14 protein-coding genes and 1 tRNA gene are annotated in these 13,148 nt (G+C 62.9%); 6 read left to right on the top strand and 9 right to left on the bottom strand.

Going from position 1 to position 13,148, the window contains the following annotated elements:
• Positions 1-19: 19 nt before the first annotated feature.
• The 3 genes from trmB to thiS all read right to left on the bottom strand — a co-directional run bounded on the left by trmB (position 20) and on the right by thiS (position 1,837).
• Positions 20-754: a tRNA (guanosine(46)-N7)-methyltransferase TrmB gene (gene trmB, locus QE395_RS04140; protein ID WP_306987628.1), complete on the bottom strand. Its 735-nt coding sequence runs from the start codon at positions 752-754 to the stop codon at positions 20-22.
• A complete protein-coding gene (locus tag QE395_RS04145) occupies positions 754-1,548 on the bottom strand; it encodes a thiazole synthase (protein WP_068853829.1) in 795 nt (264 codons plus the stop codon). The genes trmB and QE395_RS04145 overlap by 1 nt, the downstream gene beginning before the upstream one ends.
• A 79-nt stretch (positions 1,549-1,627) precedes the next feature.
• On the bottom strand, positions 1,628-1,837 hold the full coding sequence (thiS, locus tag QE395_RS04150; protein ID WP_068853828.1) for a sulfur carrier protein ThiS: 210 nt from the start codon (positions 1,835-1,837) through the stop codon (positions 1,628-1,630).
• A 203-nt stretch (positions 1,838-2,040) separates the two neighbouring features.
• Between thiS and QE395_RS04155 the strand changes: the two genes are divergently transcribed.
• From QE395_RS04155 to QE395_RS04165, 3 genes are all read left to right on the top strand, one after another.
• Positions 2,041-3,870 (top strand): autotransporter domain-containing protein, encoded by a 1,830-nt coding sequence (locus QE395_RS04155; RefSeq protein ID WP_306987629.1) that lies wholly within the window; start codon positions 2,041-2,043, stop codon positions 3,868-3,870.
• 142 nt (positions 3,871-4,012) lie between these two features.
• Positions 4,013-4,086: transfer RNA gene (locus QE395_RS04160), tRNA-Gly, on the top strand.
• Between the two features lie 359 nt (positions 4,087-4,445).
• Positions 4,446-5,159: a hypothetical protein gene (locus tag QE395_RS04165; RefSeq protein ID WP_306987630.1), complete on the top strand. Its 714-nt coding sequence runs from the start codon at positions 4,446-4,448 to the stop codon at positions 5,157-5,159.
• A gap of 94 nt (positions 5,160-5,253) precedes the next feature.
• On the opposite strand, the gene QE395_RS04170 is transcribed toward QE395_RS04165, so the two are convergent.
• The 4 genes from QE395_RS04170 to QE395_RS04185 form a co-directional block, all read right to left on the bottom strand.
• Positions 5,254-5,799 carry a tyrosine-type recombinase/integrase gene (locus tag QE395_RS04170; RefSeq protein WP_306987631.1) on the bottom strand — a complete coding sequence of 182 codons (546 nt, stop codon included), beginning with the start codon at positions 5,797-5,799 and terminating at the stop codon, positions 5,254-5,256.
• Positions 5,800-6,605: 806 nt separating this feature from the next.
• Positions 6,606-7,091 carry a Pycsar system effector family protein gene (locus tag QE395_RS04175; RefSeq protein ID WP_306987632.1) on the bottom strand — a complete coding sequence of 162 codons (486 nt, stop codon included), beginning with the start codon at positions 7,089-7,091 and terminating at the stop codon, positions 6,606-6,608.
• A 23-nt stretch (positions 7,092-7,114) separates the two neighbouring features.
• Positions 7,115-8,032, bottom strand: a complete 918-nt coding sequence (locus QE395_RS04180; protein ID WP_306987633.1) for a hypothetical protein — start codon at positions 8,030-8,032, stop codon at positions 7,115-7,117.
• Positions 8,033-8,605: 573 nt separating this feature from the next.
• On the bottom strand, positions 8,606-9,073 hold the full coding sequence (locus QE395_RS04185) for a hypothetical protein (RefSeq protein ID WP_306987634.1): 468 nt from the start codon (positions 9,071-9,073) through the stop codon (positions 8,606-8,608).
• 464 nt (positions 9,074-9,537) lie between these two features.
• Here QE395_RS04185 and QE395_RS04190 point away from each other — a divergent pair, with 464 nt between their 5' ends.
• Both QE395_RS04190 and QE395_RS04195 read left to right on the top strand, forming a co-directional pair.
• The gene (locus tag QE395_RS04190; RefSeq protein WP_306987635.1) at positions 9,538-9,747 is read left to right on the top strand and encodes a hypothetical protein; all 210 of its coding nucleotides are present in this window, start codon (positions 9,538-9,540) and stop codon (positions 9,745-9,747) included.
• 173 nt (positions 9,748-9,920) lie between these two features.
• The gene (locus tag QE395_RS04195) at positions 9,921-10,280 is read left to right on the top strand and encodes a nuclear transport factor 2 family protein (RefSeq protein ID WP_184126692.1); all 360 of its coding nucleotides are present in this window, start codon (positions 9,921-9,923) and stop codon (positions 10,278-10,280) included.
• Positions 10,281-10,282: 2 nt separating this feature from the next.
• Here the strand turns inward: QE395_RS04195 and QE395_RS04200 are convergent, their stop codons facing one another.
• A complete protein-coding gene (locus QE395_RS04200; protein ID WP_306987636.1) occupies positions 10,283-11,155 on the bottom strand; it encodes an NAD(P)H-hydrate dehydratase in 873 nt (290 codons plus the stop codon).
• 1 nt (position 11,156) lies between these two features.
• Positions 11,157-11,936, bottom strand: a complete 780-nt coding sequence (locus QE395_RS04205) for a histidine phosphatase family protein (protein ID WP_306987637.1) — start codon at positions 11,934-11,936, stop codon at positions 11,157-11,159.
• Positions 11,937-12,154: 218 nt separating this feature from the next.
• Between QE395_RS04205 and rimK the strand changes: the two genes are divergently transcribed.
• The gene (rimK, locus tag QE395_RS04210; protein WP_095363629.1) at positions 12,155-13,060 is read left to right on the top strand and encodes a 30S ribosomal protein S6--L-glutamate ligase; all 906 of its coding nucleotides are present in this window, start codon (positions 12,155-12,157) and stop codon (positions 13,058-13,060) included.
• Positions 13,061-13,148: the final 88 nt, after the last annotated feature.

Raw genomic sequence — 13,148 nt, forward strand, 5'->3', positions numbered from 1 at the left:
GCGGTTCCTTGGATAGGGATCAGGTACGGTCGTACAACAGGTCCCACACCCCGTGACCCAGCTTCTGGCCGCGGGTTTCGAAGTGCGTCTGCGGCCGCCACTCCGGCCGCTCCACCTGCCCGCGCGGACCGGCGCGGTTGACCAGCCCCGGGGTGGCGTCCAGCACCTCCCACATCTGCTCGGCATAGTCTTCCCAGTCGGTGGCGCAGTGCAGCCGCCCACCCACGCGCAGCTTGCGCACCAGCAGCTCGGCGAACGCCGGCTGGATCAGGCGGCGCTTGTTGTGGCGCTTCTTGTGCCACGGGTCCGGGAAATAGATGCGCACTTCATCCAGCGCGCCATCGGCGATTTCCTTTTCCAGCACCTCCACTGCATCGTGGTGGTACAGGCGCACGTGGTCGGCGTTGTCGTCGGCCAGTGCGTTGAGCAGGCGGCCCACGCCGGGGGCGTGCACCTCCAGCCCGATGTAATCGCGGCTCGGATCCTGCTGCGCGGCAAAGCGCAGCGCGGCGCCGTTGCCGAACCCGATCTCAAGCACCTTGCGCGCATCGCGGCCGAAGGTGGCATCCAGGTCGCGCGGCTCGCCGGCGAAGTCCAGGCCAAAGCGCGGCCAGCGGTCGTCGAACGCGCGCTGCTGGGCGGGGGTGAAGCGGCCCTGGCGCAGCACGAAGCTGCGCACCTCGCGGCGGCCTTCGGTGACGGTGAAGGGTTTGGGCGGCGCCTTGGCGCCCGCGCTGTCGAAGGGATTGGTCATCAGCCGATCAACCCGTCCACCGGCGAAGACGCGCTCGCGTAGCGCTTGCGCGGAATGCGCCCGGCCAGGAACGCCTCGCGCCCGGCTTCAACCGCCTTGCGCATCGCGCTGGCCATCAGCACCGGGTTTCGTGCGCCGGCGATGGCGGTGTTCATCAGCACGCCGTCGCAGCCGAGCTCCATCGCAATGGCCGCATCCGACGCAGTGCCCACGCCGGCATCCACGATGATCGGCACCTTGGCGCTTTCGATGATTTCCAGCAGGTTGTACCTGTTCTGGATGCCCAGCCCCGAGCCGATCGGTGCGGCCAGCGGCATCACCGCCACGCAGCCGATCTCTTCCAGCCGCTTGGCCAGGATCGGGTCATCGGAGGTGTAGACCATCACCTCGAAGCCGTCCTTGACCAGCGTTTCGGCGGCCTTGAGGGTCTGCACCACGTCCGGGTACAGCGTCTTCTGGTCGCCCAGCACTTCCAGCTTGGTCAGGTTGTGGCCATCGAGCAGTTCGCGCGCCAGCCGGCAGGTACGCACCGCGTCTTCGGCGGTGTAGCAGCCGGCGGTGTTGGGCAGGATGGTGTAGCGGTCCGGCGGCAGCACGTCCAGCAGGTTCGGTTCGCCCGGGTTCTGCCCGATGTTCGTGCGGCGGATCGCCACGGTGACAATCTGGGCCCCGGCCGCCTCGGTGGCGATGCGGGTTTCGTCCAGGTCCTTGAACTTGCCGGTCCCGGTCAGCAGCCGGGAAGCGTAGGTCTTGCCGGCGATCACCAGCGAATCGGGGGAAGAATGAGCAGTCATAAGCGAATTATCACACAGCCCACTGCCGCACAGACCCGGTAGCGCCGGCCGTTGGCCGGCCCACGCGGACCGTGGATCGTCACCCGCCGCCCAACGCGTGCACGATCTCGACCACGTCGCCGTCCTCGAGCACGTGGGTCGCGTGCAGGCTGCGGGTAACGATTTCGGCATTCACCTCCACCGCTACCCGGCGCTCGGTGAGGTGTTCGGCCTGAAGCAGGTCCAGCACGGTGGCACTTTGCGGAAGCTGGCGGGGTTCGCCGTTGAGCGTGATGTTGACGAAGTTCATGGCGCGATTGTCCCCCAAAGTCGTCACTTCTGCGTACCCTTGCGCCCCCACCGATGCCCGTCCCGGCGCTTGGTGTCTGACGTCTGCGTGCCCCTGGCCCCGGCCATGCCGCAGCGCAGCGTGATGTCGCCGGGGTGCAGTGGAACCATGGCACCGTGCGCCGCCGTACGTCGGCCGTCATCACCCAAAAAGGAGTTTTTTCCATGCTGCTCAGCAAGCGTCCCCTGCGTTCCCTGATGGCCGTGGCCATCGCCCTGGCCGCCGTGCCGGCGATGGCGCAGTCGCCCTATTCGAAGACCATCTTCATCGGCGACAGCCTGACCGACCAGGGCTACTTCCGCCCGCTGCTGCCGGCCTCCGTGCAGCCGGTCACCGGCCAGTTCACCACCAACCCGGGTTGGGTATGGGCGCAGTACGTGGCCGACTACTACGGCACCAACGCCACTGCGCACGGCAACGGCCAGAATGGCGACAACTACGCCATCGGCGGCGCCCGCGTCGGCGTGGACAGCACCCAGACCCTGGCCCCGGGCACCCCGGCCATTCCGGTCTACTCGCTCAAGACCCAGACCGCGCAGTACCTGGCCGCGAACGGCGGCAAGGCCGACGCCAACGCCCTGTACACCGTGTGGGGCGGCGCCAACGACCTGTTCGCCATCCAGGCCGGCGCACCGCTGCAGGCCACCCTCGGCGCGGCCGTGACCGACCAGGTCGGCATCGTGGGTACCCTCAAGGGCGCCGGCGCGCAGTACATCGTCGTGCCGACCCTGCCCGACATCGGCCTGACCCCGGCCGCACGCGCCGGCGGCGCGGTGGGCATGGCGCAGGGCACCGCGCTGGCCAAGGCCTACAACGATGCGCTGTTCGGTGGCCTGAAGGCTGCCGGCCTGCAGGTCATCCCGGTGGATACCTTCCACATCCTGCAGGAAATCGTCGCCAGCCCGGCCACCTACGGCTTCATCAACGTCACCAGCCCGGCCTGCACCACCGCCTCGTCGCTGACCTGCAACCCGACCGCCTACGCCAACCCGAACGCGGCCAACAACTACGTGTTCGCCGACGGCGTGCACCCCACCACCGCCACCCACCAGATGCTGGGTGAGTACACCCTGTCGATCCTGGAAGCCCCGCGCAACCAGCAGATCCTGACCCACTCGGCGCAGACCGTGGGCCGTGCGCGCGCCGACCAGGTCAGCGGGCACCTCGACGGCCGTCCGGCCGATGGCCTGAGCTGGTGGGGTGGCCTGCGCGGCGACATGCAGCGCTACGACCACGCTGACCTGTACGACGGCCTGGCCCCGGCCGGTCTGTTTGGTATCGACTGGGCCCACGACGGCATGGTCGTCGGCGGCTTCGCCGGCTATGGCCGCATGGATGCCGACTTCGGCAACAGCAAGGGTGATTTCACCCAGTCCGACACTACCCTGGGCCTGTTCGCGGGTTGGTACGGCGAGAAGACCTGGGTCACCGGCCAGATCAGCTACAGCTGGCTGGACTATGACGTGACCCGCCGCGTGCAGCTGGGCCCGGCCGAGCGCACCCACACCGGTTCGCCGGAAGGCAGCAACCTCACCGCCGCGCTGAACGCCGGTTACGAATTCGGCACCGAAGGTGGCTTCCGCCACGGCCCGGTGGCTGCGGTGATCTGGCAGCAGGTCAAGCTGGATGGCTACGTGGAATCCAACCCGAGCGCCACCGCGCTGGGCTACGGCAACCAGGACACCGACTCCACCGTGGGCCGCGTGGGCTGGCAGGCCCGCTTCGACGGCGGCAGCGTCAAGCCGTACGTGCAGGTCACCTACGACCACGAGTTCGAAGACGGCAAGCAGGCCAGCGCCTGGCTGCAGACCATGCCGGACGTGGGCATGTACAAGGTGCCGGGCCTGGAGTTCGACAAGAACTACGCCACCGCCGTGCTGGGTGCGCGCATGAGCATGTTCGGCCTGAACAGCAATGTCGGCATGAGCACCACTGCGGCACAGAAGCGGGCACGCGACATCAGCCTGTTCGCCACGGTCAGCGGCAGCTTCTAAGCCGGAAGCCGGCGGTGCACGGTCAATTCGCCGTGCACCCACCCGGTAGGGCACGACCGTTGGTCGTGCCGAAAGCAACGGGCGGCCGCAAACCGCCCGTTGCCTTTTAACCCCCCGGGCAACTAAACTTCCCCTGCACCAAGCGGGTGTAGCTCAATGGTAGAGCTGTAGCTTCCCAAGCTACTGACGAGGGTTCGATTCCCTTCACCCGCTCCATGTCTCCCAAGCGTTTGGGTGTCTTCGCCCGCTCCGCAATCTAAAACCTGCTCCGCAATTCATCGCGTTGAAGTCAAGTTCGAGCCGCCCTGCCATCACGCAGCTCGGCGTAGTCGTCACCCTCCATTGGCCTCGACGTACCTGCGCCTTACGAACGTCTTGGTCGGTAGCGGCCGTTTCCGTTTGGCCTCTCCGCGTGTTGCGAGGACCAAACGGCGGTTCGGCTTAGGCCTCCTGACGTTTACCGCTAAGCCGCAACCAGAGGTTACCTCGAGCGTCGCGCGGCGGCTTCGGGAGTGGCTCGCGTCCGCTGTCGGGTTTAGCATGGCGACTATCGGATATCCGCAGGGGAGGCGGTAATGACTGAAGCTGATATTTTCTTGCCCGCATCGATGCGTCAAACAGCCTTTTTGGAATTGGTAGGAGATGCGGTCAGCTTTTATAGGTCAGCTCGCGATTCAGAGTCGGCTGAGCAGTCGCTGCGCTGTGCGCGTCAGTCGATCTTGCTATCTACCCTCACAATAGAATGCGCTGCGAACAATCTTTTGTGGGCCAGTAAAGTCACTGCAGCTTTGCGGGAGGACCTGGAAAGGCTCTCGCCTCTTTCGAAAATTGACGTTTGTCTTCAGTTTCTGGGTAAGCGGCTGGACAGGAGTCGCGTCGAGGTGAAATGGGTGAAGGAGCTGATCTCTGCCCGCAACGACTATGTCCATCCGAAAGTGATCACCATGGAAGCGGAGATCGGAATGCCTAAAGATGGCGGCGCAGAGTGGCTAATGCCCCTTAAGATGGCCTCCCACTTTCGCAAGGAGCTGAACATCCCGAGGCAATCCCAATTTTGGGGCGCTGAAGCCTCGAAGCGGGTGCTCTATTGCATCACGCAGTTTTATTCCTACTTGATCGACGATGTTATCGAAATGGATCCCCGCGATCTTCAAAGTACTTTCTCCTCGTTTTTGCACTTCGACAACAAGCCTGTCGTCGCTGTAACCGGAGCTGCGGGAGCCGTGTTGGACGTCCCCGACGAGGGCTTGGACTACGCCATCTACCGTCGGATGATGGGCCGCTTCTAATGGCCAGAAGGGTTCTCTCACAACAAATTTGTGTCTCGACTCGACGGTTCTGCTATCGCGTTGGAGTTGCCTTCGAACCCCTCTTTTTCATCACTTAGATTTCCGTCGTCGTGACCGACGAATGCCCAAGTTGTGCCTGCGCTTGGCAAATGTCCTGCGCAGAATCGGTCTCATCCGTGCCGGCTTTGGCCCGCAAATCGCGGAACTGGAAGTCAGCACTGGCCACGCCCGCCGCCTTCCTGGCCTTGTCAAAGCGGTAGCGCAGCGCGGCGCGCCCAAGCGCGAGCCCGCTCTTGTCTACGATCAGGCGCGTGCTGTAGGGCTTCCCCCGGCCATTGGGCAACTTCGCCTGCATCCGCGCAGCGATACGCTCCAACAGCGCCGCCAACTCCCCGGTCACTTCCATCGTCACCTCTTTCTCAGTCTTGGATTGCCGAATCACCAGCCCGCGCGCTGTGATACTTCGAACGTCCATAGGCCACACGTCGCCGACTCGCTGGCCGGTCATATAGGAAAAAAGGTTCCTTGGAGTACTGCCGGCCACGATCTGCGACCTGCTGTTGAGGACGGACATCACCACCCACCCGGTGACGGGTGAGGAAAGCGAGGAGCAGGGCTGGAAGTTGATGGCGATGATCAAGGCGGTGAGGGATGCGGTCTACGACGGGACCCAAAACGCAACCCCCACCCACTCACCCGTCCAGATCTGACAAGTTCGTGGAAAGCGCGGTGAGCAATGTGAGCACTCTACCTACACTTCCAGCCAGGTTGCCGAGCGATAGTGAACTATCCCGGTGTCGTTATAGGGCCCATGCCAAGCCGCTCCTCCGTCCATCTGAGTTCTTAATCCAACGGGCAAGCTCTCGACGACGGCTCTGGACGCTCGCACGGGATAGTCGTGGTCCAAGCCTGCGAAACTGTTGAGCTTGGCAGCGTAGTTTGCCGCTGTTCCAACCCAGATCAAATCCGAGTCGCCACGTACGCCTGCTTTGCAAACCATCACTTCCCCCGTATCGATGCCAACTGTGAATTTCAAAGGCTCATGAGCAGTCCGGTAAATTCGTTCGAAAGTGGGGTTGACAATAGTGGCCATAGCCCGCGTCAAGCGGAATGCCGTATTGACAGCGTGCTCTTCCTTGCTCGCGCCCAAGTAAACACCCAGAACTCTATCGCCGTCATAGGCCTCAATTACTCCGCCCTCAATTGTTATTAATCGTGATGCGCAGTGCAAAAATGCCTTGTAGTACTCTGCAGCGCGAGTTGCGGAGAGCCGCGATACAAGACCGGTGGAGTCGCTAAGATCCGCGTATAGGAGGCAAGCTGACAACGTCTTGCCGCTATTTGCATGCGGTAGCGCTTGCAGCTCCGGAACCACGCGCCCTTGTGCCACGTTCCATGGTGATGATGCTATGTCATTGACCCTCGTTTGAAGGTCGCTTCTTAACGTCATGTTGCCCTCGAAAAAGTAGCGACTCCCCCGACCCAGACCGATAATGCGACCGTACCCCAGACGATCGAGATTCTCGCGAACTTGTGTTTGCTGCGGGCGATCAGCGCGTTAATGTGGATTTGGCTAAGTAGGTCATCCTTGATTTGATCAGTATTGGCGGCCTTTCCACGGTCCCTGTACTGATCGAACTCAAGTGCAGCGATTTCACCAAAGAAAATCAGCGATGACCTCTTGGCGGAGTCCCGAGGGAAGAATACGGCCATTGCAAACCCAAAGGCGGGTAGCATGGCTGCCCCTGCAATCAAGAATAGGATCTTCGATTGGGGCGGGGAGCTCGCCGAGTCTAGTAGAGTTGCGGCTATGGCGGCGAGCGCCATGTATGCGCCGATCAGGCCCCCAGCCTTTACGTCCGCTGCGCCTATCCAGTGCAGCTGCCGTTCCAACACCCATCTCAAATGCGCGAGCTTGATTTCCTCTTCCATGAGAACTCCAGTTTAAAGCTGAGCTATTGCTTGCGCGGCGCGGGTAGGGCTTCTCGCTTCACAGCACCGAGCAGCAACTCAGCGCCTGATGCGAGAAATGTACCGCTTCGAACCTTCCCTTGTATGTACTTTGGGAATGAAGACGGCAAATAGTTCTCGTAAAGCCAAACTCGGAAAACGCCGAGTGCATCGACCGGATAGATCCAGGCTTCCACGGGATTGACAGCTGCCTGCGGAAACCATTCAGGGAAGAAGTGCGGGTGCTTCTGCCTCGGGCCAAAGTTGCCGTCCCCTCCGGTAGCTACCCAATGCTTCGACCACGCAATGCCAACGCTGAGGTCCGGAACGGTGTGCTCATCGATCGGGCACGACGCTTGAATCATGTGAACCACGACGTCCGCGATCTCGCGAAAGACCGAGAAGAATCCGATCGGCACTTGATCATTGAGCAAAATACGCTCGTGGTAGTTTTTCCAGGGCGCTGGAATAGCATTCGAAGGATCGTAGCCGCAGCGATTGTAGATGAACGTTCGAATCGACGAACGGGCGAGCAACCGGTAGTTGCGGATTGCATCCCCGCTGTCGCTTTGCTCCGCCTCAAACGCGTAGTACTCCAGGATCGCCATGCACACGGAATCAGGGTAAGCGTGGGTCTCGACCCCCTTTGATCGGGTCCGGAGATAGAGCGAATCACCCATGTATCCTTGATTGGCGAGAAGCGCCGAGATCTTCCTGCCGCGGGGTTTATGCCGTTCTTCTTGCCAGTTGTTCGCCATTCGAATCAGCACGGAGTTGTCGATTCCGCACATCACTGCCAAGCCTCGAGCGGTCAGATAGGGCGTGCCATCACTGAGCACACCCATTTGAATGCCGTCAATCTCGACTTCTTTAACAGGCAGCAATTCCATCTGCTGGGGGCGCTGTTCAACTGGTAGGTTCACAGGCTTAACTCCTTGAAATTGTTGGGGTCGAGGTGCTGCTCCAAGCGCATTCGGCAAGTTGACGCGACCCGCGAGCCTTGATCATCGCCGTCACGCTGCCTGCGCGTCAAATTCGTGTGAAAATGTGTAATCTCAGCAGCTGGGACAGGGAGTCGTACTATGTTGACTTGCTCCCACCTGACTTCCGCTACATTCCGTAGGCGCTGCCCACAGGACGGCCCGAATGCCCTGTTGCTCGACAACACCGAGGTGCTGAGGCTACCCAGCTGGTGTACGACGGCACTTGGTGGGTCAGCCTGAACAACCAGCGAGATTGGAAGGCACGATTAAAGAAGGACTGCTCCGGCTATAAGAAGGGATTGAAGGGTGCCGAGCTATGGGCCGAACGACATGAAGACTGCCTGCGCGCCGAAATTGACCGGCTGCGGGTAGCGCGTTCCGCTCCTAAGGGGTTACCCCAAACTGACCCTGCGGCCCAGCTAACGCTCTGATTTTTGAGGACCGAAGGTGACCGTGGATGATCGGCTTATTCGTTGTTTTTGTTGAACTTCCGCGACCTTGACATGTTAGGGGTCAATAACCAAGTGGAGGGCCGACTGGGAAGCCCTGTGCCTGGGCGAAGAGTAGCCCAGGCCCCTCGAGCCGGTAGTCCACACCGCCGTAGGCGTAGTGCCGGTCTCCGGCCCAGCCCATCTTGACCAGTTCCTCCATCGCGTGCCGAACATCTGACCTCGGCGTGCCCGGGGGCAATCGTGCAACGATCATATCGGGGGTGACCCACTCGTCATCGTAGTAGCGGAGCGCCCGGATGCAATCAATCTGGAGCGAGGACGGCTCGAGGGGTGGTGGTGCGAGGACGGGCCTTTTGGGCTTCGGGACCGGCGGAGCTTCGACCCGCTTCGGCTTGGCAGAAGTCAGCGCCGCCCAGCCCTTGTTCAGCAGAACGCCTATGGTCACGCCGGCCAAGAACGCCCACAAGAACTCCCAAGGGTGCTGTGCAATCAGTGGCCAGTTCCTCTGGAGGGTATCCAAGTCAGGCATTGCCGTATCCATACGTGGTCGCGAGGCGATTCTGGCACATCCCCCAAACGGCAATTGTTTTGCGCTCCGCAATCGAAATAAGGCCAGTGAATCTGTCGGCAATGTCAGCCCTACGTTGGTGCGATTGCGGAGCGAAATGTGGAGCTAAGGTGTTGAATCGAGTGAAAAACTATGGAGCTTCCCAGCTACTGACGAGGGTTCGATTCCCTTCACCCGCTCCATCGGTTGCTTCGCAACCCGATGAAGCGTGGCGGCAGGCCACCAGATCCCCGCGCCTGTCGGCGCGGCCCCTTGACTCAAGGGGCCTATCACTTCGATCTGTTTTCCTGACGCGTTGTTTTGGCATCGCTATCTTCAGTTGTTCCGGCTGCGACCCTTCGGTCGGCGGCATCTTCTGTCGGATTTACCTCTCGATCGCCTGGTGGTAGTCGGCCACCATGTGGGCCATGGTCTGGAGAGGCGTGATGACTGTAAAAACACGTTTTGGCGCCTTCATTCGGGGCTATTGCTCTGTGATCGAGCTGCAGCCCACGTCGTCGCGCAAAGCGGCCAGAGACGCGATCATCGATACGCAGGCAGGCAATCTGTATGACGTCTGGTCGCAGGTGGGCGACCTGCTCAGGGAGGCGCAATGTGAGTCCTCACGGCAGAAGAAGAGAGACGGGGCACCGTAGGGTCGGATCCCGATCGAACGCCGACCCTGTCGACCAGCACGACAGCCGCATGACCTCTACCGCAGCCGCTGCTCTCGCCCTGACACTGCGATATCAATCTTCTTGCACTGCATTAACCCGGTTGCGGTGACCATCCACCCGTCGGCGTCCTGCGCCATCGGTGGAGCATTCCCATGCCTGGTACCAACAAGTCCATCCTGCTGCAGGCCAACGAGGCCATCGTTGCGGGCGACCATGAAGGATTCCTTTCCCATTGCACGGACGACATCCGCTGGACGACGGTGGGCGAGGGCACGCTGGAAGGCAAAGAGGCGGTTCGGCAATGGATGAAGGGCGCCTACGCCACTCCACCGCAGTTCAAGGTTGATCGCCTCATTGCCGAGGACGACACGGTGGTAGCGCTCGGCACCATCATGGCCAACGGCGAAGATGGCCAGCCAACGGAGTTCACCTACAGCGACGTGTGGCGCTTTCGGGACCGGAAGATGGCCGAACTGCGCGCGTTTGTCGTTCCGACAGGGAAGTCGCGGTAGCCCTAACTGTCTGCGCAGTTGAAGCGTTGCAGGATTCCCGGAACCTGCAGGGAAATCTCCCGGGCGAGGAAGCCCAATGGGCCGACCGACCCGGCAAGCAGGCGACCGGCCTCGCCATGCGTCCACACGCCCCACAACGCAGCCTCCATCGGCGTTGCACCACGGGCGGCGAAGCCCGTGATCAGCCCGGCAAGTGCATCACCGGAACCGGAGGTGCCGAGGCCGGGACCACCGCCCTCGTGAATCCACGCCTCTCCATCAGGCCCGACGATCAACGTGCGCGGTCCCTTGAGCACCACCACGCTGGAGGTGTCACTCGCCATCTTGATGGCATGCTCCAGCGGGCTGCGCTCCACGTCTTCTTTGCGCCCGCCACACATGAACGCCATCTCGCCTGCGTGAGGGGTCAGGATGAACGGCGCGCCCGCACCGGCACACACGCCGCCGTTGAGCGCACCCGCGTCAAGAACCACAGTCGCCTTCATCTGATGCAGCCGCGCCGTAAACCGGGTCAGGAACGGGGTGGCTCGCATGCCCGGCCCGACGAGGACGGCGTCGCACTGCTCCAGGGCGGCCCGTAGGGCAGGACTCCCGGGCGCGATCTCGCCGGTGGCGTCCTCGGGCAGTCCGATCACCAGCGCTTCGGGAACCGCCACCCCCAGGGCCATGGCACAGGAACGCACCGTCGCGATCTGCAGCTTGCCCGCCCCCGCGCGCAGCGCCGCCTCCGCAGCCAGCAGCGCCGCGCCGGGAACCTGCACGGAACCGCCCACGACGCACAGTCGCCCGCGGTCCTCTTTGCTGGTACCCGGCGCCGGCAGGGGCATCGCCTGCAGCGCGGCCGGGGTCAGGTCACGAACCACAGGCCGGTCCATCTCAGCGCGCTCCGGCCGGCGTATCCGGCGCGCCGGTGCGGCCCTGCTGCGCCAGCTCGGCAGGAACGAAGTTGGTGGTCACCAGTTCCAGCGCATCACCGGCGTCAGATGCCCGGTATTCGGTCACCCCGCAGTTGGGCACATCGCCCTCGCGGTCGATATCGAGAATCGCGCGCTCATCCAGTCCTTCCAGCAGGTACCGCATGCAGTTCACGATCACCTGATGGCCCACGACCATGACGTTGGCACCCACATGGCTGCGCTGCAGGTCGCCAATCACGCCACGCAGGCGCAGGATGACGTCGCACCAGCTCTCGCCACCGGGCGGCCGGAAATAGAACTTCCCGACCAGCTTGCGCTGCTCGGCCAACTCGGGGAACGTCGCGCGGATGCCGCTGGAGGTGTATCGGTCCAGCACCCCGAATTCTTTTTCGCGCAGTCTCTCATCCACGATCAACGCGCTGCTGGGATGCCCAAGCACTGCCGCAACGGCCTCAGCGGTCTGGCGTGCCCGAACATAGGGCGACACCAGCACGACGTTCGGGCGATCTGCTTCGGGCATCTTCGCAACCCAGTCCGCCAACGCGGCCGACTGACGTTCCCCCAGCGCAGAGAGGGGCACATCGGCATCGCGGTGCTCCAGTTCGATCAGCGTGATGCCTTCGGCTTCGGCGTGGTCACGCGCCACGTTGCCTGCACTCTGCCCGTGGCGAACCACCCAGATCCGGTCCGGCCATCGGGCCGTGACGCCCTCCATCGCGCTTTTCTGGTCCACCTGCATCTCCCGGCTGCCTGCGCGATCGCATCGCGTCGTTCCAACACACGCTAGAGGGCCACTTGTTAGCCATGCGCGTAGCATCGTGAAGACCGGCTACACGTGCCCGACACGTGCTCCGACCTGCCGCCTCTGCGGCAGTGCCTCGGCGTCGCGATGCCGTCATCTGCACGCGCCCGCTGCACGCTATGCTTCGCGCTTTCCCCCACCCTGCACATGCCGCGATGAAACTGGCCATCCTTTCCCGCAACAGCAAGCTTTACTCGACGCGGCGGCTGGTGGACGCGGCGCGTTCGCGCGGGCATACCGTGCGGGTGCTCGACCCGTTGCGCTGTTACATGCGCATTGCCGCAGACGGTTTCACCATGCATTACAAGGGCCGGCCCATCACCGGGGTGGATGCGGTGATTCCGCGCATCGGTGCCTCGGTGACCCGCTACGGCACCGCCGTGCTGCGCCAGTTCGAAATGATGGGGGCGGTCACCCCCAACCCGTCCGATGCCATCCTGCGTGCCCGCGACAAGCTGCGCGCGCACCAGATCCTGGCGTCCAAGGGCATCGACATGCCGGTCACGGTGTTTGGCGACAATCCCGATGACACCGTGGACCTGCTCTCGATGCTGGGCCCGCCGCCGCACGTGGTGAAGCTCAATGAAGGCACCCAGGGCCGCGGAGTGATCCTGACCGAAAAGGCCAGCGCCTCGCGCGGCATCGTCGAGGCCCTGCGCGGGCTGTACGCCAATTTCCTGATGCAGGAGTTCATCGGCGAGGCCCAGGGCGCCGACCTGCGCTGCCTGGTGGTGGGCGACCACGTGGTCGCTGCCATGCAGCGCCAGGCTCCCGAAGGCGACTTCCGCTCCAACCTGCATGCCGGGGGCAGCGCCCGCGTGGCCAAGGCCACCCGGGCCGAGCAGCAGGTGGCGGTGCGCTCGGCCCGGGCGTTGGGGCTGGGGGTGGCCGGGGTAGACCTGATCCGCTCCAGCCGGGGCCCGCTGGTGCTGGAGGTCAACTCCACTCCCGGCCTGGAAGGGATCGAGGGGATCAGCCAGGACGACTTGGCCGGGCGCATCATCGAACACGTAGCTGGGCAGGTGGCTGCTGCGAAAAAGCCAGCAAAATCAAAGGCATGAATTTTTATTGAAGCCGCCTGGCCGGTTTTAACACCGGTTTAATCGCCCCCGGCGTAGGCTTCAACGAACCGCAGCTCTGCCCTCCTCA

This window comes from Stenotrophomonas sp. SORGH_AS_0282, from assembly GCF_030818125.1.
Lineage (GTDB): Bacteria > Pseudomonadota > Gammaproteobacteria > Xanthomonadales > Xanthomonadaceae > Stenotrophomonas > Stenotrophomonas rhizophila_A.

Coding starts and splice junctions, on each gene's coding strand:
- QE395_RS04200 (WP_306987636.1), bottom strand. CDS start 11,155: ATGGACCGGCCTGTGGTTCGTGACCTGACCCCGGCCGCGCTGCAGGCG.
- QE395_RS04185 (WP_306987634.1), bottom strand. CDS start 9,073: ATGCCTGACTTGGATACCCTCCAGAGGAACTGGCCACTGATTGCACAG.
- QE395_RS04190 (WP_306987635.1), top strand. CDS start 9,538: ATGACTGTAAAAACACGTTTTGGCGCCTTCATTCGGGGCTATTGCTCT.
- QE395_RS04205 (WP_306987637.1), bottom strand. CDS start 11,936: ATGCAGGTGGACCAGAAAAGCGCGATGGAGGGCGTCACGGCCCGATGG.
- trmB (WP_306987628.1), bottom strand. CDS start 754: ATGACCAATCCCTTCGACAGCGCGGGCGCCAAGGCGCCGCCCAAACCC.
- QE395_RS04175 (WP_306987632.1), bottom strand. CDS start 7,091: ATGGAAGAGGAAATCAAGCTCGCGCATTTGAGATGGGTGTTGGAACGG.
- QE395_RS04145 (WP_068853829.1), bottom strand. CDS start 1,548: ATGACTGCTCATTCTTCCCCCGATTCGCTGGTGATCGCCGGCAAGACC.
- rimK (WP_095363629.1), top strand. CDS start 12,155: ATGAAACTGGCCATCCTTTCCCGCAACAGCAAGCTTTACTCGACGCGG.
- QE395_RS04195 (WP_184126692.1), top strand. CDS start 9,921: ATGCCTGGTACCAACAAGTCCATCCTGCTGCAGGCCAACGAGGCCATC.
- QE395_RS04165 (WP_306987630.1), top strand. CDS start 4,446: ATGACTGAAGCTGATATTTTCTTGCCCGCATCGATGCGTCAAACAGCC.
- QE395_RS04155 (WP_306987629.1), top strand. CDS start 2,041: ATGCTGCTCAGCAAGCGTCCCCTGCGTTCCCTGATGGCCGTGGCCATC.
- thiS (WP_068853828.1), bottom strand. CDS start 1,837: ATGAACTTCGTCAACATCACGCTCAACGGCGAACCCCGCCAGCTTCCG.